General features: G+C 33.9%; 16 protein-coding genes and 1 pseudogene. 1 reads left to right on the top strand and 16 read right to left on the bottom strand.

Features of this window, described 5'->3' with window-relative positions; translation table 11 throughout:
- The first annotated feature begins 341 nt into the window (after positions 1 to 341).
- On the top strand, positions 342 to 1,253 hold the full coding sequence (locus OPR50_RS04095) for an Rpn family recombination-promoting nuclease/putative transposase (protein WP_015589128.1): 912 nt from the start codon (positions 342 to 344) through the stop codon (positions 1,251 to 1,253).
- Here the strand turns inward: OPR50_RS04095 and OPR50_RS04090 are convergent.
- The 16 genes and pseudogenes from OPR50_RS04090 to OPR50_RS04015 form a co-directional block, all read right to left on the bottom strand.
- Positions 1,242 to 2,081, bottom strand: a complete 840-nt coding sequence (locus OPR50_RS04090; RefSeq protein ID WP_265017885.1) for a hypothetical protein — start codon at positions 2,079 to 2,081, stop codon at positions 1,242 to 1,244. The two genes, OPR50_RS04095 and OPR50_RS04090, sit on opposite strands and share 12 nt — an antisense overlap.
- The gene (locus tag OPR50_RS04085) at positions 2,009 to 2,794 is read right to left on the bottom strand and encodes an ankyrin repeat domain-containing protein (protein ID WP_265024304.1); all 786 of its coding nucleotides are present in this window, start codon (positions 2,792 to 2,794) and stop codon (positions 2,009 to 2,011) included. Before OPR50_RS04085 ends, OPR50_RS04090 begins: the two co-directional genes overlap by 73 nt.
- A 405-nt stretch (positions 2,795 to 3,199) precedes the next feature.
- Positions 3,200 to 3,419 (bottom strand): annotated as a pseudogene (locus tag OPR50_RS04080) (transposase); the annotation flags it as partial.
- 183 nt (positions 3,420 to 3,602) lie between these two features.
- Positions 3,603 to 6,206, bottom strand: a complete 2,604-nt coding sequence (locus tag OPR50_RS04075; RefSeq protein ID WP_265024303.1) for an ankyrin repeat domain-containing protein — start codon at positions 6,204 to 6,206, stop codon at positions 3,603 to 3,605.
- Positions 6,207 to 6,446: 240 nt separating this feature from the next.
- Entirely contained in the window at positions 6,447 to 8,303 is a 1,857-nt protein-coding gene (locus tag OPR50_RS04070; RefSeq protein ID WP_264718830.1) for a hypothetical protein, read from the bottom strand.
- A gap of 585 nt (positions 8,304 to 8,888) precedes the next feature.
- Entirely contained in the window at positions 8,889 to 10,097 is a 1,209-nt protein-coding gene (locus tag OPR50_RS04065; RefSeq protein ID WP_265024302.1) for a hypothetical protein, read from the bottom strand.
- 54 nt (positions 10,098 to 10,151) lie between these two features.
- Positions 10,152 to 11,477, bottom strand: coding sequence for an IS4 family transposase (locus OPR50_RS04060; protein WP_265023871.1), 1,326 nt, complete (start codon positions 11,475 to 11,477; stop codon positions 10,152 to 10,154).
- Positions 11,478 to 11,534: 57 nt separating this feature from the next.
- Positions 11,535 to 13,091: a flagellar basal body-associated FliL family protein gene (locus tag OPR50_RS04055; protein ID WP_265024301.1), complete on the bottom strand. Its 1,557-nt coding sequence runs from the start codon at positions 13,089 to 13,091 to the stop codon at positions 11,535 to 11,537.
- Complete coding sequence (locus OPR50_RS04050) at positions 13,088 to 15,886, bottom strand: hypothetical protein (RefSeq protein WP_265024300.1); 2,799 nt, start codon at positions 15,884 to 15,886, stop codon at positions 13,088 to 13,090. Before OPR50_RS04050 ends, OPR50_RS04055 begins: the two co-directional genes overlap by 4 nt.
- Positions 15,887 to 16,008: 122 nt before the next feature.
- The gene (locus OPR50_RS04045) at positions 16,009 to 17,511 is read right to left on the bottom strand and encodes a recombinase family protein (RefSeq protein WP_265024324.1); all 1,503 of its coding nucleotides are present in this window, start codon (positions 17,509 to 17,511) and stop codon (positions 16,009 to 16,011) included.
- A gap of 10 nt (positions 17,512 to 17,521) precedes the next feature.
- Positions 17,522 to 17,953: a DUF2924 domain-containing protein gene (locus OPR50_RS04040; RefSeq protein WP_253309050.1), complete on the bottom strand. Its 432-nt coding sequence runs from the start codon at positions 17,951 to 17,953 to the stop codon at positions 17,522 to 17,524.
- Positions 17,954 to 17,957: 4 nt separating this feature from the next.
- Positions 17,958 to 18,446 carry an ankyrin repeat domain-containing protein gene (locus OPR50_RS04035; RefSeq protein ID WP_253309049.1) on the bottom strand — a complete coding sequence of 163 codons (489 nt, stop codon included), beginning with the start codon at positions 18,444 to 18,446 and terminating at the stop codon, positions 17,958 to 17,960.
- 25 nt (positions 18,447 to 18,471) lie between these two features.
- Positions 18,472 to 19,182, bottom strand: a complete 711-nt coding sequence (locus OPR50_RS04030; protein ID WP_265024299.1) for an ankyrin repeat domain-containing protein — start codon at positions 19,180 to 19,182, stop codon at positions 18,472 to 18,474.
- A gap of 168 nt (positions 19,183 to 19,350) precedes the next feature.
- On the bottom strand, positions 19,351 to 20,505 hold the full coding sequence (locus OPR50_RS04025) for a phage tail protein (RefSeq protein ID WP_253309047.1): 1,155 nt from the start codon (positions 20,503 to 20,505) through the stop codon (positions 19,351 to 19,353).
- Positions 20,505 to 21,299 (bottom strand): baseplate assembly protein, encoded by a 795-nt coding sequence (locus tag OPR50_RS04020; RefSeq protein ID WP_253309046.1) that lies wholly within the window; start codon positions 21,297 to 21,299, stop codon positions 20,505 to 20,507. The genes OPR50_RS04025 and OPR50_RS04020 overlap by 1 nt, the downstream gene beginning before the upstream one ends.
- Before the next feature lie 2 nt (positions 21,300 to 21,301).
- Positions 21,302 to 21,637, bottom strand: a complete 336-nt coding sequence (locus OPR50_RS04015; RefSeq protein ID WP_253309045.1) for a GPW/gp25 family protein — start codon at positions 21,635 to 21,637, stop codon at positions 21,302 to 21,304.
- Between the last annotated feature and the right edge of the window lie 5 nt (positions 21,638 to 21,642).

Genomic DNA, 21,642 nt, shown 5'->3' with positions numbered 1-21,642 from the left:
TTTTTTGTTTATTTTTTTATGAAAAGGTAGAAGATATTAATAGCTGCTAATTTCTTTAAACGATGTTGTCGTAGATTCGTATTTTTATACACCAAAAAGGGTATCTTTGATGTCTCCTACAGCTCCAAACTCATAGCATCCATTTGCCAGCCTTTTAAGGCTCTTTATAGAAGGGTTAATAAAAGATGTACAAAAGGACGTCTAAGGTGCGTAGTAGCATTCTAAAGCCATCTATGGGAGACATTTTTTTCATCAACGCATTCAAAACTTAAAAAAATAAAAAACTTGAACATTTCTTCAGAATTGTGTATAATTATTAATGCTTTTTAAGGTTCTTTCTTATGACTTTTTCTAAGTTTCTTGATCCCAAAAATGATGTATCGTTTAAGCGTATCTTCGGTACTGAAAAAAATAGAGATATTCTTATTCACTTCCTCAATGATATTCTTGGCTTTACTGGTAAAAATGAAATAAAGGATATAGAGTTTTTAAGTACTATTCAAGACCCCGATATCGCCGCTAAAAAGCAAAGTATTGTTGATGTTCTCTGTAGAGATTCTACAGGTGCTCAATACATTTGCGAAATGCAGGTCGCTAAAACTAAAGGCTTTGAAAAACGTGCCCAATACTATGCTGCTAAAGCTTACTCAAGGCAAGCTGATAAAGGTGACCAGTATCATAACCTTAAGGAAATTATCTTCATTGCTATAGCAGATTGTGTACTGTTTCCTAATAAATCTGAGTACAAATCAAAGCATACTATTCGAGATGAAGACACTAATGAGCATGATCTAAAAGATTTCTATTTTATATTTATTGAGTTGCCAAAATTTCCAAAGAATAAGGAAGATCAGTTGGAAAATATAGTTGAAAAATGGGTTTATTTTTTTCGATATGCAGATGAGACTAGTGAAGAAGAGCTGGAAAAAATAATAGGTAGTGATGTAATAATTAAAAAGGCCTATGAAGAGCTAAATAGATTCAACTGGTCAGAAAAAGAATTTATTGCCTATGAACAGGAAATAAAACGTATTCTTGATGAACAGGCTGTCCTCGCTCAAAAACTTGATGATGCTACTGAAAAAGGTAGAGAAGAAGGTAAAGAAGAAGGCATCCAAATCGGACATGAAAAAGGCAGAAAAGCAGAGAAAATCGAAGTGGCAAAGAACTCACTTAAGGCCGGTGTCTCTATTGATGTTATCGCTCAAATTACCGGCCTTTCGATAGATGAAATTCAAAAATTAAGGAATTAATACTTTACCTTGACCTCTAGCTTGAGTTAAATGACATTGAACAGAAGTATTATTTAGATAACTTTTAGGCTCCAAGCTTATTTGTTGTTCTTTTACGTCACTCACTTCTAATCTGCTTAACATTTGTTGCATTAATTGATTTATTACTGGGTCTATTCTTCTATTAAATTCAGCCATAAACTTATCAAACTTTTTCGGACTTAATCTACCGGGATCTCCGGGTTCTCTACCAGGCAATGCTTCCTCTGCGTATGATTTTAAAATCCCTGAAATTTCATTAAATTCACCACTCCTAATTTTTTCATTAATCTTCTCAAATAATTTCTCAAAATTAATATCTAAGCGGTGCATTTTTATACCACCTTTCGATTCAGCTTGCTTCTCTAATACTTCCTTGAACGACTTTATAATATCCGATGTGTAAAAAAGAGCCTTTACAGGATTAACATCAGAAAACTTAGGAAGAGGACACTTTTTATCTAGAAAAGCTTGTAACAAGAAAAACATCAAGCTAGCATTATTACTCGCACAAACTTCACGACTAAATTGGCTAGTATATTGGATATTTGGGTTTCTTACTGTATCAGAATGATTGGAGCTACTTCCTGCTGTACCAGAACGGCTAGAGCTATTTTCTGAAAATGAAGGCAACGCAGCCCTTAAAGGGGAAGAGATAAACTGAAAAACACCTTTAACAGCATCTATCCATGAAGACGGCTTACTTGCTCCGCTTGTAGCTCCTATTTTGTTATAGCCTATTTCGTCACTTTGCGATGAATTGTCTGATGCATTATCATAAGATAGATCACACTTAGCTTCTTTTGTAATACTATATTGTACATCACGCTTCTTGCGAGTAGATCCACAATCCTCAATTTTCCATTGACATGGACTATCTTTGCCCCTGGCCTCCAAGTAAATACTCTCCTTCTATCACTATCATGGCTAAGATAATCACTAGCAGGATATAAATACTCATTACTATAGTAAACACTTTTAATACATACCTCCGATGAAAATACTGCATTCTTTACTGACTCTGGTAATTCTCCTTTTATCCTTTCAAGCTCAGATTTTTTTTCCGAATGAACATTATGGTAATTACTCATCTCCATAATTCTTTTTACATAACGGGCTAACCTAAACTCCGCATTTTCTACACCTTTAACTTCAATACTAGCTCCAATATTGAGAAGATTTGTAACTTCACTAACATTCCCACTTTCTACAGCAGCAAATAAAAGTCTATCATACTCACTTTGCTTTGGTCCTAAAAAGTTTACTACTTCTGACTGACGAGAGGTATTTGCTACATCTAAAGGTTTTCCACCATCCTTATTTTTAGCTCCAATGTTAGCCCCCTTATCTATAAGAAATCTAATTATCTCTAAATGACCTCCTTCAGCAGCCCTATGCAAAGATGTGTAACCATCATTATCTCTAGCTTCAATATTAGCCCCTTTCTCAAGAAGTTCTCTAACGTCACTAAGGCGTCCTGCTCCTGCAGCACTAACTAATAAATCATCATTGTTTAAAGTCATTTGTCCCTCCAAATTTATAAAAACTTACCTAACTTAACTAAGCAATCACACTATAACAAGCCACTCTTACCCTGAGCTTTTTTCTTTCCTCAAGCAACACAGAAAGGACCATCTTCCCTCAAACAAGAATTCTGGAATGCCCTCACATAACATAGCCCGCTCACAAAAGTAAAATTACCTTAGCCATCACACACTTACATACCATAAAAAATTAGTAATCTAATGTATTTCAGGAATAGTACTCCACTTTTAAAACTTGTCAACCCCTAATTTAAAATTTTTTTGAAATAATTTTTGATGAAAATTTTTAATGAATTACTATTAATTTAATATTAAATATTACTAAGAACCTAAATAATACAACCACTTTCAGCAATAAAAACCAGCTAGCATGAGAAGATTTTTTTGGAAATCGATTGGTCTTGCAAATGTGCTTAAAATCTTCGTTTCAAGCCCTGGATGTAAATTTATTTGCCTTTTTTTGACTATTTGGGGTTCCTTCTCTATCTCTTGGTGTTAAAAGTTCAAATGAATCTGCACTTGTACGTAAAGCCTTTGCATTTCTCCCATTTTTTCTATTATTTTCTTCACTTTCAGCCAATAAGTGGTTTTCTATTTCACCTTTTTATATCAATTTATTACTTTCTTTTTGATTTGACACACTTTTTTGAACATCTCTATTGTGGAACAAACTTTCTCTTGGTTCTCCAATTTAGACACATGAGCAAAGATTGTGAGCTTTCTCCTCTTACTTCAAAAACCAATATCTTCTTTAATATGATTACTTCTATGTACTTACTAAATTAGGCTACTTAAATTCCTTAGGCAGGTTATAAACGGATACCTTTGCTGAGCTTTCAAAGCTCTTTATAGAGGTAGGTGATTCTAATGTTCCAGGTACGTCATCATAATCAGATAGTTGCGTAGAAATTGAATTCGTCCTAATACCCTGAGATGTACCTTCTTGAAAATGAAGTAATTTATTTTCCAACTTATCTCTTGCTTCTCTAAAACTGTCCAATTTTTTTTGCAAGCTAACACTTTCTTCTTTATACTTTGAAAGTGTTAAATCGATAAAATGATTACACAACACTATTAGACCTGTAGCACTAGAAAATAACAACAAGAGAGGATGAATGGTAACACCTGGCATACCTCCACTTCTTGCATCATGAAAATTTTTATACATATTAAGACAAGAGCCAAAAGCTGCAGAGCATACAAAAGCAAGTTTTGTTCTGCACAGGAAATACTCGACTTGCGCTAATTTTTCATTGCAATGTGCTAATTCTTTACGCAAATCATCAATTTTATCACTATAGTACCTAATAAACAATTGTTTTGTTTCTTCATTATTAACATATTTCCATGCTCTATAAGATCTTCCATCTATGAGCTCAACGTTTACATGCTCTGATTTTAGAAGCGCACTAATTGCGTTACTACTTCTAGAACGCACAGCTTCATGTAGAGGTGTGTAATCGCTTTTAACATCTTTCCTTCTGTTAATATTTTCATAAGTTAAATACTTGAAAAGAGCCGAAATACATTCTGGGTCATTACCTTCAATAGCCAGAGTAATTGCATCTTTTCCGTCTTTATCCTTAGAATTAATAACTTTAGAAAGCGGCTTTTCATTTTCTTGCTTACCTTCAAAATACTTGCACTCATACACCTTATTCGAACGATATGGCTCCTTAAGAATACACAAAAGTTCTTTTACAAGATCAACCTGATTTTCTTTAATAACCACATGCAAAAGTGTGTTTTGATTTTCCTCATCTTGTAACAGTAAAACATCATACAAATAAGCATTTTCATGTAGATAACTAATCTCTTTATTGAAACGTGTTTTATCTATACCTTCTCTTCCTCCTTTACAGATACTGAAGAGTCGTAAACTACCTTCCAAAGCATTGTGATCAATTGCAGAGGCACGTTGCCTTCTGTATAAAATTGGCGCTCCTTCTACGCAAACACTTCCGAAGTAACGAGCAATAGGGGAATGGATACATGCACTTAAAAAATTAGTAAGAGGGTTACAAGTGTTCACACCATTCCTACCTTCAAGCAGTCTAACTACATCTAATTTTTTATACGAATCAGCATAATATAAAGGATCCCGATCATAACAGTCCTTAGCATCAATTATAGCATCACATTCAAGAAGAAGTTTAGCTACATCTAAATGACCTTCCCTAGCAGCATAATGTAAAGGTGTTCTAGCTTTTTCATCCATGGCCTCAACTTTAGCACCTTGGCTTATAAGAAAGCTAACCATACCCTCTCTATTGTAGTAAGCAGCATAGTGTAGAGGAGCTATACCCAAACGGTCTTTAGCATTAATTATAGAATCATGGTCAAGAAGAAGTTTAGCTGCATCTAAATGACCTTCCCCAGCAGCATAATGTAAAGGTGTTTTATCTTCTTCATCCATGGCCTCAACTTTAGCATCTCGGCTTATAAGAAAGCTAACCACATCCTCTCTATTGTAGCAAGCAGCATAGTGTAGAGGAGTCATACCAAAACGGTCTTCAGCATCAATTATAGCACCACGGTCAAGAAGAAGTTCAGCTACATCTAAATGACCTTTCCCAGCAGCATAATGTAAAGGTGTTTTAGCTTCTTTATCCACGGCCTCAATTTTGGCATCTTGTTTTATAAGAAAGCTAACCATATTTTTTCTATTGTGGTAAGCAGCATAGTGTAGAGGAGCCATACCAAAACAGTCTTCAGCATTAATCATAGTACCACGGCCAAGAAGAAGTTCAGCTACATCTGAATGACCTTCCCTAGCAGCATAATGTAAAGGTGTTTTTCTACTATCATCTTGAACGTTAACCTTAGCATTTCTACTGAGAAGAAGTTTAAGGACATACAAATTACCCTTACAAGAAGCTACACACAAAGGCGTTTGATTGTTTATACCTTTAGCCTCAATATTAGCACCTCCATCAAGAAAATCACTAACCTTTCTAATATCTTTTCTTTCTATAGCAGAAAATAAATATTTATCTAGCTTTGCTCTCAAAAAGTTTGCTACTTCTGTGTTACCAAGCTCATTTACTATGCGTAAAGGTGTCTTAACATTATTATCCTTAGCTAAAATGCTGGCACCTTGATCAACAAGAAATCTAACCATATCGTATTGACCTGCACTAACAGCATAGTGTAGAGGTGTCCAATTTTGGTCACATCTAATGTCAATATCAGCACCAATACTAAGAAGAAGTTGAGCTACATTTACACTATTTTTACAGGCAGCCCAGGACAGCAAAGGCAACTTATCTAAAAGTTCACGATTAACATTATATTTATCAATATGTTGATCAATATATTCCTCCAACCGTTTAAAGTCGTCATTTTCTATAGCATGCGTAAAATCCGTTGTAAGGCTCGTTTGATCTTTCATAAACTATATAAAAAAAACTATTTTCCTACTCAGTACAATACTCCATTTTTAAAACTTATCAACCCCTATTTAGAAATTTTTTATGGAATAATTTTTGATGAAAGTCTTTAATATATTGCTACTAATTTAGCAATATATACTGTTAAAAACCTAAACAATATAACCATTTCCAGCACCCAAAACCAGCAAGCGTGAGAACAATTTTTCTTGGAATCGGTTGGTCTAGCAAAAATTACATTACTAATTCCAAGAAAGCGGAGCATTTGGATCATCTGGAATTTCATAAAAAGGCAGCCTATCAATTAACAGACTTTCTTCATCTCTACTAAGATCTCTTGTTACAATATTGCAAAAATCTCTATTGCTCCCAAAATTAGCTGTTACTGCAGTCCTTAAATCTTGATTTCCTGCCACAGCTTCCTGAAAGCTGCTGTTATTGGCAAGATGAGTTTCCAGCACAGGTTTTGCGTCATTACCAAATTTGTTTTTCACATTCAGAATAGCTTGTCCCAATTTATTTGTGTTGCTACTAATTAATTTTTCTGCCACTCCTTCCTGCAAAATACGACTACCTGCTAAGATCTCTCTATTTTCATTATCCTTCACAACCGCTTTCCCTATTTCATCTACCTTGGTATTCAAAAGGTGCTGAGTTACGTTATTGACTAACGTCTTCGACTCATCTATATTATCGCCTAAGCCACTTGCATTAAACAAATATTCAGCTAATTTTTCAGGGCTAACCTTCCCTTCAGTAATTCTTTTTGCTTCACCTTTCTCTATACTGCCAGCATTAAATAACAACTCAGCTAACCTAGAAGTGCCGACATTTTTTATTATATCTTCAATAAAGCTCTTTTGATCCCACTGATAATTCTCTGCTAGTGCATTCTTAGCATCGTTAAATACTAGTTCAGAAATCTTATACGAGCTAACTTTATCTTCGGCAATCTTTTTGGCTGCAAGTTGATCTAAGTTACTTTTATTAAAAAGCAACTCAGCGAGTTTTATTGGATCAGCTTTATTTATAAAATCCTGCGAATTAAGATTTATTTTATTAGCAACATGAGTAGCAAGATTTTGACCAGTGCTATCAGTTATATCAAGTACTGTTTTTCCCAATATATCTTTATTTTCATCAGTAAGTAGCTGTACAGCGACTTCCTCAATTGATGGGCTTTTTCCATCTCTACCTGCCGGACCTTGAGGACCATCTGCACCTTTTGATCCCTGCACCCCCTTGTCTCCTAAAAAAGCTTTTGCTATCTTACCATCATAAGCATTTTCGTTATCAGCAGTTTGATCAAGAAATCTGCCTAATTTCTCCACTAAAATTGATTTCTTTTTCCCATCTCCTATATCCTCTGTTGCATCAAGTATTTTTTTCGTGAATTCTAAAATTTTTATATTAGAGCCATCAGCTTTAGCAAAATTACCCTTTTCTGCCAAAAAATCTTTTGCTGTTTTATTATCACCATATATTTCATATTTTTCATCAAGAAGCTTCCCTAATGTATTAACTAAAATTGAAGTTGCATTGGGATCATGTTTATAAAATAATTCACTTGCTAATCTATTGATTCCGTCACTGTCACGAGAAATAAATCCTCTATCTGTATCTTCCTTAGTATATACATTTTCAACATCAACCTTTTTATTTAATCCTTCATCTACTTCTTCCTTAGTATATACATTTTCAACATCAGCCTTTTTATTTAGGTAAGCAGGCAGAACATCTCGCCTAGGAAATGTACTATCTAGTATCAAGTTAGAGATTCTATCACCCTTATCAAAATCTTTTGCATAAAATATCGCCTCCACTATGGACTTTTCTGCTAACTTCTCTTCAAGTACTGTATGTTCATCATTGTTAGTACTTTTCATATCAAGTAGACTTTTAAAAGCTGCCGCTAAACCTTCTACTTTATGGCTTATTTCATTTTGACCATTTTGTTTATATTTTAATTCCAGACTACCATTGCTTGCATCTAAAGTATACTTATTACCTTTCTCATCACTCAAGGTTATAATTTTAACATTTTCCAAATTTGATATTGATGTGCCGTGATTATCTTTAAACTCTACATTAGGTGTCATATCACTTCATATTAATTAAAACGAAAGGATACGCAAAAAAAATATATTTTTTTATTAATACATGATGCAAAAAGAGCTTTATTCTATTTTAAATATAGAATTGCAATGAATTTTCCTTTTATTTCCAAATAAACTAATTTTCACTCTTTAACATTAATTACCACTAACTCAAATAACACAACCATTTCCAGCATTCAAAACCAAGGGTCGTGAGAAGAGTTTGTTTTGGGATGGATTGGACTACCAAATGATACATACGAACTTTTTAATATAATAATTTTAACATACGCTAAAATCAGCTATATTGGCTCACTTTTGCTAAATCTACATACGAACCAACTTGTCTAACTTTATTGCAATAATTTTAAACTTTTATTTTCACAACCCTATTTTTATGCAACGTGTTCTCACGAAGGTAGGTACTTTTTTGCGGTTTTGGGGAAAGTAAATATCTAATTTTTTTGCGACGCTAATAAACTTGTGTTTTTATAAAAAGTAATTTTTTGACACCCTCTATGGTAGAAAGGCTATATAAAATAATATTTACAAATTCAAACCTTTCACACTATAGAAACTCCAAAACTCTTATATTCGCCAAGAAGGTCCTGCAACTAGCTCATGACTTACACCACTAAATGTAGAATTTGGTGCTTGCATTTGCAGTCGTTTTACTATCTCCTCCACCTCAGTTTTTTCTTTTTCTACCATCTTTTTTTCTCTCTCTGCTACATCCCTTGCTTGTACTACCCTCGTTACTATACTGAGCTTTAACCTATCAATATTCTGTTCATTACATTCTGGTACATTCTCCCTTGACTCTTCCTCTTCCTTCTCCCTTTCAACAAAACTGCTGCTTAGTCTATCAAACTCATTTGCAAGTTCTGATAACCTTTCAAAGTTAGGTTCTTTTATTTCTCTCCTTAAGTTCCTATACTCTCTACAGAGACCCTTAAATTTTGTTATGCAATCTTCGTTTAAAACCAGAAAAGTATATTGGCATTTTAAAAACTTTTGTACATCCTCGTTTTGTTTTATTCGTTTCGTTGATATGCCATGATCATCTGCCTCATCATATAGTAGGTCAATCGCTTTTGTTTTTGCTTCTGCTTTTTCTCTAGCTCTTCTTTCTTCCTCTTTAGCTCTTCTTTCTTCTTCAGCTCTTGCTTCTGCTTCTTCTACTCTTTTTTCTGATATTTCATTTTCATTCTTTAACTGCTCAATTTTTTTTCTCGTTTCTACTGATTTCTTCTTCATATTCTTAGTTACTAATAAGTTATCTTTGTATTCCTTTTCCAGTTCTTGCTGCGTTTTAAATGCCTTACTCAGCCGATCATTCTCCCATCTTAGATTCTTTAACTTGGCATCAAAATCTACCGTTTCTACTTTAACTACATCACTTGGCCAATCAGAGCATAAGCCTTCTTGCCTTTCGTACACTTTTCTATAAAAAATAAACTTGCCGTTCTCGTCGGATTTCACCTCACAATCCTTTACCTCTTCTTCCACCAACAAGTACTTTGCATGAAGATCAGAATAATACCCTATATAGTCGTACTCTGTCTCTAAAGAGAATATGTTCCTTACTGTTTCGTAACCACTTTCTAATGTACCTATCATTCCCCTCTTCTTCACTGTTTTATAACTGTTGTTTAACGCACTTTGTATTCCACTCTTACTAGAGCTAAGTAGCTCCTTAACATCCACATTTTTTACCATATTTAAAACGCTCTTGCCTTTCAACCTTATTAAAAAAGCCTTCATTTCTTTTTGTTCTTTATCTAGCTTTTCTAACATTGCTTTAAAACCATCTATTTTCTTCTGACTGTAGTACTTACCATACGCGTCAAGTTAAGAGATTGTGAGCAAATTTAGAGAGGTTAAAGTGGATACTCTAGCCCTTCTACGTTTGTCTTTTAATGAAAATCGCGACCAAGTTATAGTGAGTTTTTTAAGAAATGCTTTTAAACTATTAATTTTGGTTAATACTAAAAATAACTCTCTAACCCGCCTTTTTAGCTCAATAAATGCCTTTGTTAAGCTAAGTTCTGTATTCTTTTTCACTTCTGTGCAACCAACTATGCCGTGAAATATAAGAATTGCGCACAATTTAGCATATAGTTCACATAATACTCTGCATGGCTTTCCTTTTAGCTTATCAAGCCTGATATGGCTTTTATACAATTTAAATAATAACTCAATTTGCCACCTTACTCTGTAAATCGTTAATACTTGCTCAGCACTAATTTTATTTTCTGGAACATTAGTTATAAATATTGACCAGTTCAACAATTTTTGATTTCTTTTAGAGGATGTATATCCCTGCGATCTTGCTAATCTATTAGCTTTCCTTCTTCTGGCCATAGACTGTTCTTCAGTTAGTTTCTGACATATAATTCTTACTCTAATTTTTGCTTCTTTTCCTAACAATACCTCGTTTTCTAAAAATAACTTATCCTCTAAACATTCTAATAACTCCATTTTTTGATTTGTTTCTACATCATATATGTTGGTATCGGATTTATAACGACTTATGAAATAAGCTCCTATTTCATTGATTTGTTTAAAAGAACTTGGCACAAAATAACCGAGATCAGATATTAGCAAATCATTGCTTAATATATTACTTAAATGTTTCCTATATCCCTGGTCTGATCTTACCCCCTCCGTTAAATTAAGTTGGTCTATTATCTGATTCATGTAGTCGAAAACTAATTGTAACTTTATTCCAGACTTAGTATTGCTTTCATAGCCACTGTAGCTAGTACCATAACCTTTATACATCTCTTCCATACTGTTAGGTAGAGTAATATAGCTACTGTCCAATAATTTAACACTATTAAATTGCTGTAAGATTTTGCAATCAACTTGCAAGATATTTTTAAAGAGAATCACAGATTCATTATACATCCTTTTCATAAATTCCACTGCTTCTTCAGTAAATCTAAAATCCAAACCTTGTTTTGTTATATCTATCGAGTCCTCGTTTAGTAATTGACACATTGTTTCTACGCTACAATTATCAACTCCTATATTACCCAAGACCATGGCTTTTACGAATGATGAACCTTTTAGCTTTCTCTTTCTTTTTATAAACCTTGTTGTAATTGAGATTTTCTCTGCTTTTTCATTAAAAATTTCTTTGAGCTTTTTTGATAAGCAAGTTATTTTATTCATTGGTTCTCTCACTAAAAGTATATCTGGGAGAACTTATACCTTATTATTCTATCTCTTTCATACCTTTATTTCCTTAACTTGACGCGTATGGTAGTACTTACTAAAAGCATTATCAGCAAAAACAAGGCTTTGTCTTTCTATTTCGTTATTACACCTCTCTTTTATTGTAGAACATATCTCTGACATCTCCTCAATTTCCAGCCCTAATTTCTTACTCAAATTTTCTAACTCTTCAATTATTTCCTTTTTTCGTTTAGAAAGTTCTCTTATCGTCTTTTCCTGGTCTTTGTATTCTTCTTTCAATTCCGTTTTTTTTTCTTGAGTTCCTTTGTATCTTTTTGGATTAGGATAAGTTATCCTTTTCTCTAAAATTATATCTTCCCAGTATATTAATACCCTATATTTTTCTAGCATCTCATCTCTTATATTTGCAATATTATCTTTCTTTTTTGAGTACTCTTTCATTCTTAAAATTTTGTACGTTGAAACAATTTCTTCGTATACACTATTCTCATCAATATCCTGCAATTTCTTCCCTAAAAACATTTTAAAGTTACAGAATATAGTGTCACCAAAATGCCTTTCATAGCCTTTTAATATCGTGCTTACTGCCTTATATACCAACTCAACTTTTTCATATATTTTTCTTGCATCCTCATGTATATTTTTATCTGGATGATACATAACTAATAAGCCCTTCAATTCCCTTAGTATTTGATCAGGGTTATCATATAAAATGCACACCCTCTCTAAAGACTTCTCCAGTGATAAGTTCTCATTAAGGTGTTTTACTCTTTTATAGAACACATCTATTGGCTTATCATCTTGCAACTTATAAGGCTCTATATGCCAAAGCAACTTTTTTGTACATCTAAACAACTTTTCGTATGCTTTCTTAATACCTTGCTCATCATTTCTTTCATCACAAAAACGCAGGCTTCTTATATCCTGTTCAAAACCTTTTCTATCTTTCCTTTTAACCTCTACATAACTTAAAAACTTCTCTATTACACTTTTTTCAAGTTCAGTCTTAAATCTATTACTACTTCTTAATTGTGATACATAGTCGTTAAACCCTGTATGATATATTCCATCGTCGTCTTCATACCCTTCATCTTCCATGTTTAATAAATAGCACACATGCATACTAAACTCTGCACTGCTTACTATTCCCTTTATTGATTCAATGTAATCCCCTTCAACACACTCTTCTACTCCCGTATAAGAAAAAAAAGGCATAATCTCTCCTTTATAAATATCAACATAATCTGTAATATACCTTGCATACAGTAGAAAAGAGCATATTACATAACAAGATAACGCCACTAGACACAAAGCTGACATTAATCTATATTCTTTAGACAAACAACACGATGATAGTCCTATAAAAAAAAGAGCTAATACTACTTGCCCTTTAGCAAATCTTTTACCTTTACTACAATCAGCTACGCTTGGCATCCACCAAATTATCTTCAGCCTGCCAAACTCGTAAATTAGAGCATTCAATTCTTCAGAGCTTTTCGGTATGTAACTCTCCCTCCACTTTAACCTTTTATATATAATGCTCTTCAGCTTTTCCTTTTCTAAAAAGTCAATAAATTCCTCTGCTCTCATATTTGCTGAGATGTTCCTGCAACTAGCTCATGACTTACACTACTGAATGCAGAATTTGGTGCTTGCATTTGCAGTCGTTTTACTATCTCCTCCACCTCAGTTTTTTCTTTTTCCACTGTTCTTTTCTCTCTCTCCGCTACATCTCTTCCTTGTACTACTCTCGTTACTATACTGAGCTTTAACCTATCAATACTCTGGTCATTACATCCTGGTACATTCTCTCTTGATTCTTCCTCTTCTCTTTCTCTTTCAGCAAAACTGCTGCTTAGTCTATCAAACTCATTTGCAAGTTCTGATAACCTTTCAAAGTTAGGTTCTTTTATTTCTCTCCTTAAGTTCCTATACTCTCTACAGAGACCCTTAAATTTTGTTATGCAATCTTCGTTTAAAACCAGAAAAGTATATTGGCATTTTAAAAACTTTTGTACATCCTCGTTTTGTTTTATTCGTTTCGTTGATATGCCATGATCATCTGCCTCATCATATAGTAGGTCAATCGCTTTTGTTTTTGCTTCTGCTTTTTCTCTAGCTCTTCTTTCTTCCTCTTTAGCTCTTCTTTCTTCTTCAGCTCTTGCTTCTGCTTCCTCTGCTTTTTTTCCTAGTATTTCATTACTTGCTGCCATAGCATGAAGTTCTTCTTGATTAATTATGTCTTTTCCAGCAAGTTCCACATTGACTTGACGCTGTTCTGCAGTTGCTTTTCTTATCTTATACTCATCTTGTTGATCAGCTATGTGCTTTTTACGATTCCCAATAAATTTTTCTGCTAGCTCTCTAAATGATAACGTCTTTTTTCTTGAATCATGTTGAGTTTTGTATACACCGTCAAACAATGCTTTATTTACCTGAAATACCCACATATAATTAGAGTTTTTCTTGATATCTTCTACTGCTTGATAGAACAACTCATCATCTCCTGTAGCAACACTTTTCTTCAAAGCCTCCTCACATATTTTAAGACTATGATTCTCTCTTTCTATATAAGATTCCCAATAAGAAGGATGGAACAATTTTGGCAAGCGAAATTCTTTTCTAGCTTTCTTTTCTAATTCATCTTTACAAAAAATTAACTGATTTACCAATCCTTGAAATTCATTATCTATTGAGGATAATAACAATCTTTCCAATTCTTCACGCTTTGGTTTATCTAGTTTTCTTAGTTGCTCTTCAAGTCTTTCACGGAATGTTACATCTTTCTCGCTTTTGATGTTATCGTGAATAAAGCTTTTACATTCAACAAAACTTTTTATCTCTTTATACTGTCCATAATAAATAGGGTGGAAAAGCCTTTGCATAAAACTAAACTCCAGTTCTTGCTCCAATTTATATAACTTCTCTAAATTTTCTTGCTTTCCAAAAACTTTATCAACTATGTCCTTTTTTACCTTCTTTACTATCTCTACATACTTGTTCAGGCTTTCTACCATACTCTTTAAAATATCTTCAGTGATAGAAGCAGGAAAGGCTTCTTTTATTTCTTCCAATTCTAACAATGGTAACCTCTCGCATAGCTTGTGTAACTCAAATTCCCCTTGCTCTTTAAACTCTATTGAGAGCATATCTTTATATAAACGCTCAATCTCTGAAAAACTCAAGTCCGTTGGTAAAGAAAGTTTATCTTCAAATTCTCCTCCATTGCATATAGATAGCAACTCTAAATCTTTCTTCTTATTGTCTCTTTCCCTATAACTTGCTGCTCTTTCTGCTATTTCATTTAGCATCTCTTGCTCTACTGCAGTAAGAAGAGATACATCCATTCTGTCCACTATGTACTGTAAACCCCTTTCTACATCATCACTCAAACTATTTTGTACAATTGACTCACTTAAGATCACCTCATTGGCTCTACTAATAATCCTATGATTTACTGCCTCATAATTCATTCTTCCTCTATAATCATCAATATCAACACATTTCATGTAGGACAATAACGATTCTTTTACTCCAAAACTAGTTGGTAAAATCTTAATGTAATCATTCACTAATTTATTTATTACTCTTCTAACTGCTTCTTTATTAAAGGAAGTACCTAGCTTGCTTTTTGCACTATTAATTTTATCTTTCATATAGGGAGAACTGCTCTTTACTATTTCTTCATGTAGTATATGTTTCTTATTCATTTCTGCTTCACAAAGAACTTCGTACAATAATTTTTTATACCAGCTATCAAAAAAGGTCTTGTCCTTTATTTTGAGTAATAGAGGTTCATTATCTTTTACTGTATTACGTGCTTTTTCTCTTTTGCTATTATACTGTAAGTTTGTTTTTTGACTTTCTATATACGAGTACCTATCTTCCATTTCTTTACCTTTTAATATTACTTTCTCTAAGTTTTTTATCTCTTCACGAGAAATATAGTTATGATAAATTTCAATTACTTTTTGTAAGTTAAAAGTACACAAACTTGATACATCTGTTTCCTGAACATAACTCTCTAAATCAGAGCAACTATTATTAGTTAGAGATTTTAAATTATTACTTGACGATGGCAAAAGTGCTTTTTGGCGTAATCTATCCTCATTACCGCTTATTTGTCTTTCTATATCCCTTTTTATGTTGTCTACAAAAATCTCTTTTTCTGCTTTTTGATATTCAGTTAGCACGTTAAGTAGAGCACTATATGCTTGATACTTTGCTTGTGCAATAACTGTTCTAGTAAGAAAAAAGCTAGAACAATATAATGATAACCCAATTGGTGCCCTTGTACCAATCAGTGCCTGCAGTAATTTTAGATCCCCCGTTCTCATTATTTCTTCTACTTGTTCTGCAAACGGTTTATCAAAAAAACTCGGCATATGACCTCTCTAGCTATAGACTAAGCATATCTTAATTGTCATGACTTTATAAGTCAATATCTTTTACATAATCTCTTGAACTACTTGTCGAACGTACACACTACCGGAACTTCATCTAGTTACTAAATGGTATAATTAAGACCATAAAATTTCTTCACCTGCTCACTCCACAGCATCGGTATTTCTCTTAAATCAGCTAGCTTTAAACTTCTCGGTTGTCTCCCATTTATTATATCTTCCTTAATCTTTGGTGCTAAATAATTTAACCTTAAAATCTGTTGTATACGTCTTGTACCTATATTAATTTTAACGCTCAGCTCTTTCACACTTCTATATTTTCCTTCGTCTAGTTGCCGTTTCCACAGATGGGCTCTCACCACTGCTTTCAGTAGCGCATTGTTTGTTTTTCCTTCTGGTTCTACTGCTGTGCATTTGTTTCCTTTCTTCTTTAAATTCATTGCTATAAATGTCTTCTCTGACTCAGAATGCACCTCTATTCCATCTTCTTTCACCATTACTCCCTTTATTAATTTTTTCACTACTTCTTTCTGTTCTCTGAAACTTAAATTTTCCCATTTTTCTTTTTTTGCCCCTTTTTCCCAATTCTCATATAAGCATTCCGCTCTCTTTATTACTTCTTTTTCCACTTCTCCTGCTATTACATTTCGGTTTTCTGATTCACAATCTTTTCCCCTTAGGTGATTGTTGCATACATAATATCGGTACCTTTTATTCTCCTTTTTTGCATAGGTCAGCGTCATGTTTACACTACAGCTCTTGCACTTAATTATTCCCCTAAGCAGCGCTTCCTCATATTTTACTTTTCTATATGGTTGATTCTTTATCAATTCCTGCGCTTTTTGCCATTTTTCCTCTTTTATTATTGCTTCATGCTTTCCCTCATACTCTTTCTCATAATGCCTTATTTTTCCCATATATATTGGATTTGTTATTATTCTTCTCACCGTCGCTTTCTTAAAGATATCTGATTTCGTACGGTAACCTTGACTATTTAACTCCCTTGCCAATTCTGCCATTGATTTTAGCTCCAAATATCTTTCAAATATGTGCCCTACTATTTTCGCTTCTTTTTCATTTATTATTAATTCTTTATCTTTTACATCATATCCAAGCGGCAAAGTTCCCCCCATCCACAATCCCTGCTCCTTTGATGTTGCTATTTTATTTTTTACCCTTTCTACGATCATTTCTCTTTCTAGTTGTGCTGCTCCTGACAATACCGTTTGTACAAATTTTCCCATTGGCGTATTATTGTCAAATATCTGCGTTACTGCTACAAAATTTACTCTATGTCTTCTAAAAAATGATGTTACTTCGATGCTGTCTTTTGTTTCTCTTGATAGTCTGTCTAGTGTGTACACTACTACACAATCTACCTCTCCTTTTTTTACATCTTCAAACAATTCCTTTATCGCTGGTCTTTCTAAATTTTTCCCTGAAAATCCTCCATCATCGTACCTTTTGGCCAATATTACCCAGCCTTCTCTGCTCTTTATGTATTTTTCACATGCTACTCGCTGCGCATCAAGACTGTTAAACTTCTGCTCTAGACCGTCTTCATTTGATTTTCTTGTATATATCGCACACCTTACTTCTTTTAGCATTTTATTCTCTTCAATTTTCATTTTTATCACGCATACCGAATAATAAAGGTCCGTTGTAGCTCATTCCCATTATTTTCCCGGCTACTGCTGATAATGATGTGAAAAATTCTTCTCTGTAGATTAAACCCTTATCTGTTACCATTACCGCATGCGTCTCTTCACCTCTCTCTAATATTAATTCTGTCCCCTCTACTGGTAATTTATCGCTACTTATTCTTTTTCCCTTCTCTAGCCGATCTGCCAGATACTCTAGTCTTTTTGTCCCCTTTCTTGACATTTCTCCATACGATTCCTCCTGTATTCTATAAGCTAGTCTCGGTATCAGATATTTCTTTGAGTACCTTGGCGCTTCTTCCCCATATACCTTCTTCCATATTCTTCTCAACTCTACCAACGCTTTTTTCTCTAAATTCATTACCTTCTTTTCTATTTCTTTCTCCATGCTTTTAGCCTCTCATAGAAGATTTCCCACTTTGCTGTTCAAATAACTTTTCAATTCTGTCTGTTTCTTTCTTTAATACCTCGGTTATCTCTTTACTATTTTTCGCATAATCCATTGCTGTCATTCCAAATTTATCTGCTTGCTCTATTTCTGCTCCTGCTTCCACTAACTCTTTTACTATCTCCACTTTCCCCACCATACATGCAAGGTGCAATGGAGTGCATTTATTGCCATACTCTTCAGCATTTACATTTGCTCCTGACTTTATCAACTCTCTCACGGTTTCTAGGCGTTTTTCCGTTACCGCTAGGTGCAGTGCTGTATATCCTTCTACATCTTTAGCATTCACATTCGCTCCTTTTTCGACTAATAACTCCACTGTTTTTACCTCTACTGCATAATGTAGAGCTGTTCTTCCTTTTTCGTCTCTTGCATAAATATTTTTAAATGAGTTCTCTAATAGAGATTTCTCTTTCTTACCAAGCTTTATCATAATCTACCCCTACCTTTCTTTAAACCTAAGCCTTCCTTTTCACCACCTCATCTATCATCTCATTTACTTGGCTCATTATCTTGCTTGCTAAATTTTGACATTCCTCCTTTATTAGTGATTTGTCTCTTTTCCTTATTTCTCCTATCTCTATTATTTTTAGCTCCGGCATGTAGCTTCCATTCAACATGTCTGCTATTTCTCCCACTAGCCCCTCTATTCCATAGCACGTCAGTTCTCTACTTTTTGTTATTCCTCCTTTTTCTCTCAAAAATTTACTCGCCTTTTCACTCTCTTTGCTATCACATAGACGATACTTTTCACTTTCCCAGATGTAATACATTGGCGTTGCGCCGTACTTATTCAGTTGATTAACTTCAGCTCCAGCCTTTACTAGCTCTTTTATTATTTCAACTCCTGCTCCTCCTATTTTGCACGCAGAGTGCAGTGGCGTACATCCAGTGACATATTGAGTGGCGTTTACTTCTGCTCCTTCCCTTAGCAGCACTTTTACATTTTCTAAACTTTTTGCGAATACTGCACAGTGTAGTGGCGTATAACCATTTTTATCTCTTGCATTTACCTCTGCCCCTTTTTTTATTAATAATCTCACTGTTTTGTAATCAGAGATTTCTACTGCTTGATGCAAGATCGTCTCTCCTTCTTCATTTCTTTTATTAATGTTTTTAAACCCGTTACTTGATACTTCTTTAAAAAACTTACTCTTGCTAAAACTCATTTCATACCTCACAAAATTAGCTTTTCTAGCGCTAGATAAATTTCTTATGTTTACCTGCTGCTATTCAAGTCATGTCCTTTTTAGCATAAGAAAGCAAGTCTTTTTCTTTTTATTTCATACATTTTAACCTAATATTAATATAATATATAAGGATCTAAATATAAGTATTTAACTTATTATACATATTGCTTGACTATTTTTCCAACTTCTGTGCAAATGTCGATGTTCGTGCCACTTCAGTACTCCCGGGTAAAATACTAAAATGTGCTTTTCTAACTCGTGTATTGAGTCTTTTTGCTCTAAATCATTTTTATAGTAAACGTTGTGTTCTGCTAAACCGTATCTTATGATTTTCTGATCGGTGTAATTTTCTACTTTGTAATCATGTATAATGCTGAATCTTTCTAAAATTGGCTTGTGTTTTAAATTCCAATGTTGCTCAGATAGCTTGCTACTCCCTAGTAAAAATTTATCCCCTCTTTCCTCTACACTACTAACTGAAAAGCACGAATTTATTTCTCCTAACCTCCAACTGTCCGATAATACTATTTGTGCCTTAGCAAACTTAATTTCTGGTAATAAACTCTGTGGTAATGGATATAGTGCTTTTAAATTGTACCACTGATGATTTCTTTCATAGATGCCTTTGTAATCCTTTGTGTGAGGCTCTGTTTCTCCAAGTACTGCCACATCTAACCGATATATGTCATTACTAAATGCCTGCTCATAATGAACACGAAAAGTACTAAACTTAAAACTTGGATTTAAGATTTTTAGCTCAAATGTATTCTTTCTACCAAATGACAGTACTGGTCCATCCTTTTCAACTTTTCTACCTGAATAGTCTGATAATAAGCTGCCAAATAAACTTTCATCTAATATAAACCTGTCAACGTTGTAGTGGTCATTAAAAATCCTCATTAGCCTTGATCTTGCTGGTAGTGATAGTTTTGCAAGTTCTACTACTGCATCTACAAAAAAGTTATTTGGAACATCTCTTATTCCTATTTGCAACTCGAAAAAATGTTTACCAGGTGGCTCCTCAATAATTGTAATATCTTCTATATTTGCCCATTTGAGCGCTATTTTAAGTGATGCAGGTGTTCCTCTCAGTCTTTGAAATTTTACTCCTTCTACTATGGCTTTTCTTCTATCTTTTACCCAGCGCAGTATTTCTTCTAAACCATATTCTTCTATTATCCAAGGCAATGTTTCTTCTTTAAGACTAAACTTAAATCCTCTGATACAGCTCGGATCAACCTTATAATCTGTTGCATCAACCAGTGCTTGCTCTTGCTTTGTTGCGTTTGGGGGTAATAGCATTACTCAATCTTTAAATTTCGCAAATTTGCACACTCGTTACCTAGCACCACAACATCCTCTTTTGGCTCTATTAATTCCACATTTTCTACACCATCTACAAATAGATTCGCTATTATCCAAGATCTTGTTACACTCCACCCTAATCTTTTTGCTAATTCAAATTTCTCAATAAACTGCTTCTTGATTTCTTCCTCTGATATTATATAATTCGTGCTGATTCTGCTGTGGATATCTATTTCCATAATATTGCAACCAGCTACTGTTATTGTATCTGTTAAAACCCTTATATCATCTCTAGTAACCTGCTTTTTTACGATTTCTAGTAGCTCTTCTGACACTATGCTAGTTGTGGATAATTTTGTTGATAAGATTGAAATTTGTACTTTCCCTGGTATGGGTGATTCTACTAATGCATCTTTTACTCTACTATCTGCTGACAGTGTATGATATCGATAGTGTTCTTTGCTTCCTCCTGTTGACCACCCCTTTATTTTTGCTTTAATTCTTTTTCTAAATCGTTCGTCCTCTTCTTCTTTCTGCCTCTCTACTCCATAAAACTCAGCCAAATTATCAAGATCTTCTCCCGTTGCAAATTTCAGTAAATTACTCTTTACTGCTTCGTTTATCCTTTGTCTGAGTAAAAGTTCTCGCCATGCTGCTACTTCTAATACCTTCATTGCTGGATCACTTTCCACTAATGCTGTAAAACTTGTGTCTCGATTTACTAACTCTTCCTTCATTCTGGAAAAGATCTCCTCAAAGTTCAGTGGTTCGATAATATTTGGCTGCTGCATATTTACACTACAATTCCATCAAAATGAATGTTTTTCCCGTTTGCCAGATAAACTCCTTCAAGTGAAATAGTTATTTTTCCTTCTTTTACTCCTTCAACTTTTACTTTTTCTAACTTAAATCTCTTTTCCCATTTTTCCAAAGCTTCTGCAGTTGCTGCGTAAATTTCTAGTGTTAAATCACGATTAACTGGCTTGTCCACTAATTCAAATAGTTTTGACCCATAATCTCTCCTCATTATTCTACTGTTAATAGGAGTGGTCAGTATATCAATTATCGATTGCTTTAAGTGCTCTATTCCTTCAAGAGCTTTTCCCGTTTTAGCATCCATTCCTCGCATATATT

Origin of the sequence: Wolbachia endosymbiont (group A) of Epagoge grotiana, assembly GCF_947251775.1 — a bacterium.
GTDB classification, from domain to species: Bacteria; Pseudomonadota; Alphaproteobacteria; order Rickettsiales; family Anaplasmataceae; genus Wolbachia; species Wolbachia pipientis.
Note: the sequence above shows the minus strand (reverse complement) of the source record. Positions and strands in the feature narration are given on the sequence as shown.

What these genes read in the sequence shown, in the direction of transcription:
- OPR50_RS04070 (WP_264718830.1), bottom strand. Translation starts at nt 8,303, where the DNA reads ATGACACCTAATGTAGAGTTTAAAGATAATCACGGCACATCAATATCA.
- OPR50_RS04030 (WP_265024299.1), bottom strand. Translation starts at nt 19,182, where the DNA reads ATGAGTTTTAGCAAGAGTAAGTTTTTTAAAGAAGTATCAAGTAACGGG.
- OPR50_RS04035 (WP_253309049.1), bottom strand. Translation starts at nt 18,446, where the DNA reads ATGATAAAGCTTGGTAAGAAAGAGAAATCTCTATTAGAGAACTCATTT.
- OPR50_RS04060 (WP_265023871.1), bottom strand. Translation starts at nt 11,477, where the DNA reads ATGAATAAAATAACTTGCTTATCAAAAAAGCTCAAAGAAATTTTTAAT.
- OPR50_RS04020 (WP_253309046.1), bottom strand. Translation starts at nt 21,299, where the DNA reads ATGCAGCAGCCAAATATTATCGAACCACTGAACTTTGAGGAGATCTTT.
- OPR50_RS04075 (WP_265024303.1), bottom strand. Translation starts at nt 6,206, where the DNA reads ATGAAAGATCAAACGAGCCTTACAACGGATTTTACGCATGCTATAGAA.
- OPR50_RS04095 (WP_015589128.1), top strand. Translation starts at nt 342, where the DNA reads ATGACTTTTTCTAAGTTTCTTGATCCCAAAAATGATGTATCGTTTAAG.
- OPR50_RS04050 (WP_265024300.1), bottom strand. Translation starts at nt 15,886, where the DNA reads ATGCCGAGTTTTTTTGATAAACCGTTTGCAGAACAAGTAGAAGAAATA.
- OPR50_RS04055 (WP_265024301.1), bottom strand. Translation starts at nt 13,091, where the DNA reads ATGAGAGCAGAGGAATTTATTGACTTTTTAGAAAAGGAAAAGCTGAAG.
- OPR50_RS04085 (WP_265024304.1), bottom strand. Translation starts at nt 2,794, where the DNA reads ATGACTTTAAACAATGATGATTTATTAGTTAGTGCTGCAGGAGCAGGA.
- OPR50_RS04045 (WP_265024324.1), bottom strand. Translation starts at nt 17,511, where the DNA reads ATGCTAAAAGAAGTAAGGTGTGCGATATATACAAGAAAATCAAATGAA.
- OPR50_RS04065 (WP_265024302.1), bottom strand. Translation starts at nt 10,097, where the DNA reads ATGTTAGAAAAGCTAGATAAAGAACAAAAAGAAATGAAGGCTTTTTTA.
- OPR50_RS04015 (WP_253309045.1), bottom strand. Translation starts at nt 21,637, where the DNA reads ATGCGAGGAATGGATGCTAAAACGGGAAAAGCTCTTGAAGGAATAGAG.
- OPR50_RS04040 (WP_253309050.1), bottom strand. Translation starts at nt 17,953, where the DNA reads ATGGAGAAAGAAATAGAAAAGAAGGTAATGAATTTAGAGAAAAAAGCG.
- OPR50_RS04025 (WP_253309047.1), bottom strand. Translation starts at nt 20,505, where the DNA reads ATGCTATTACCCCCAAACGCAACAAAGCAAGAGCAAGCACTGGTTGAT.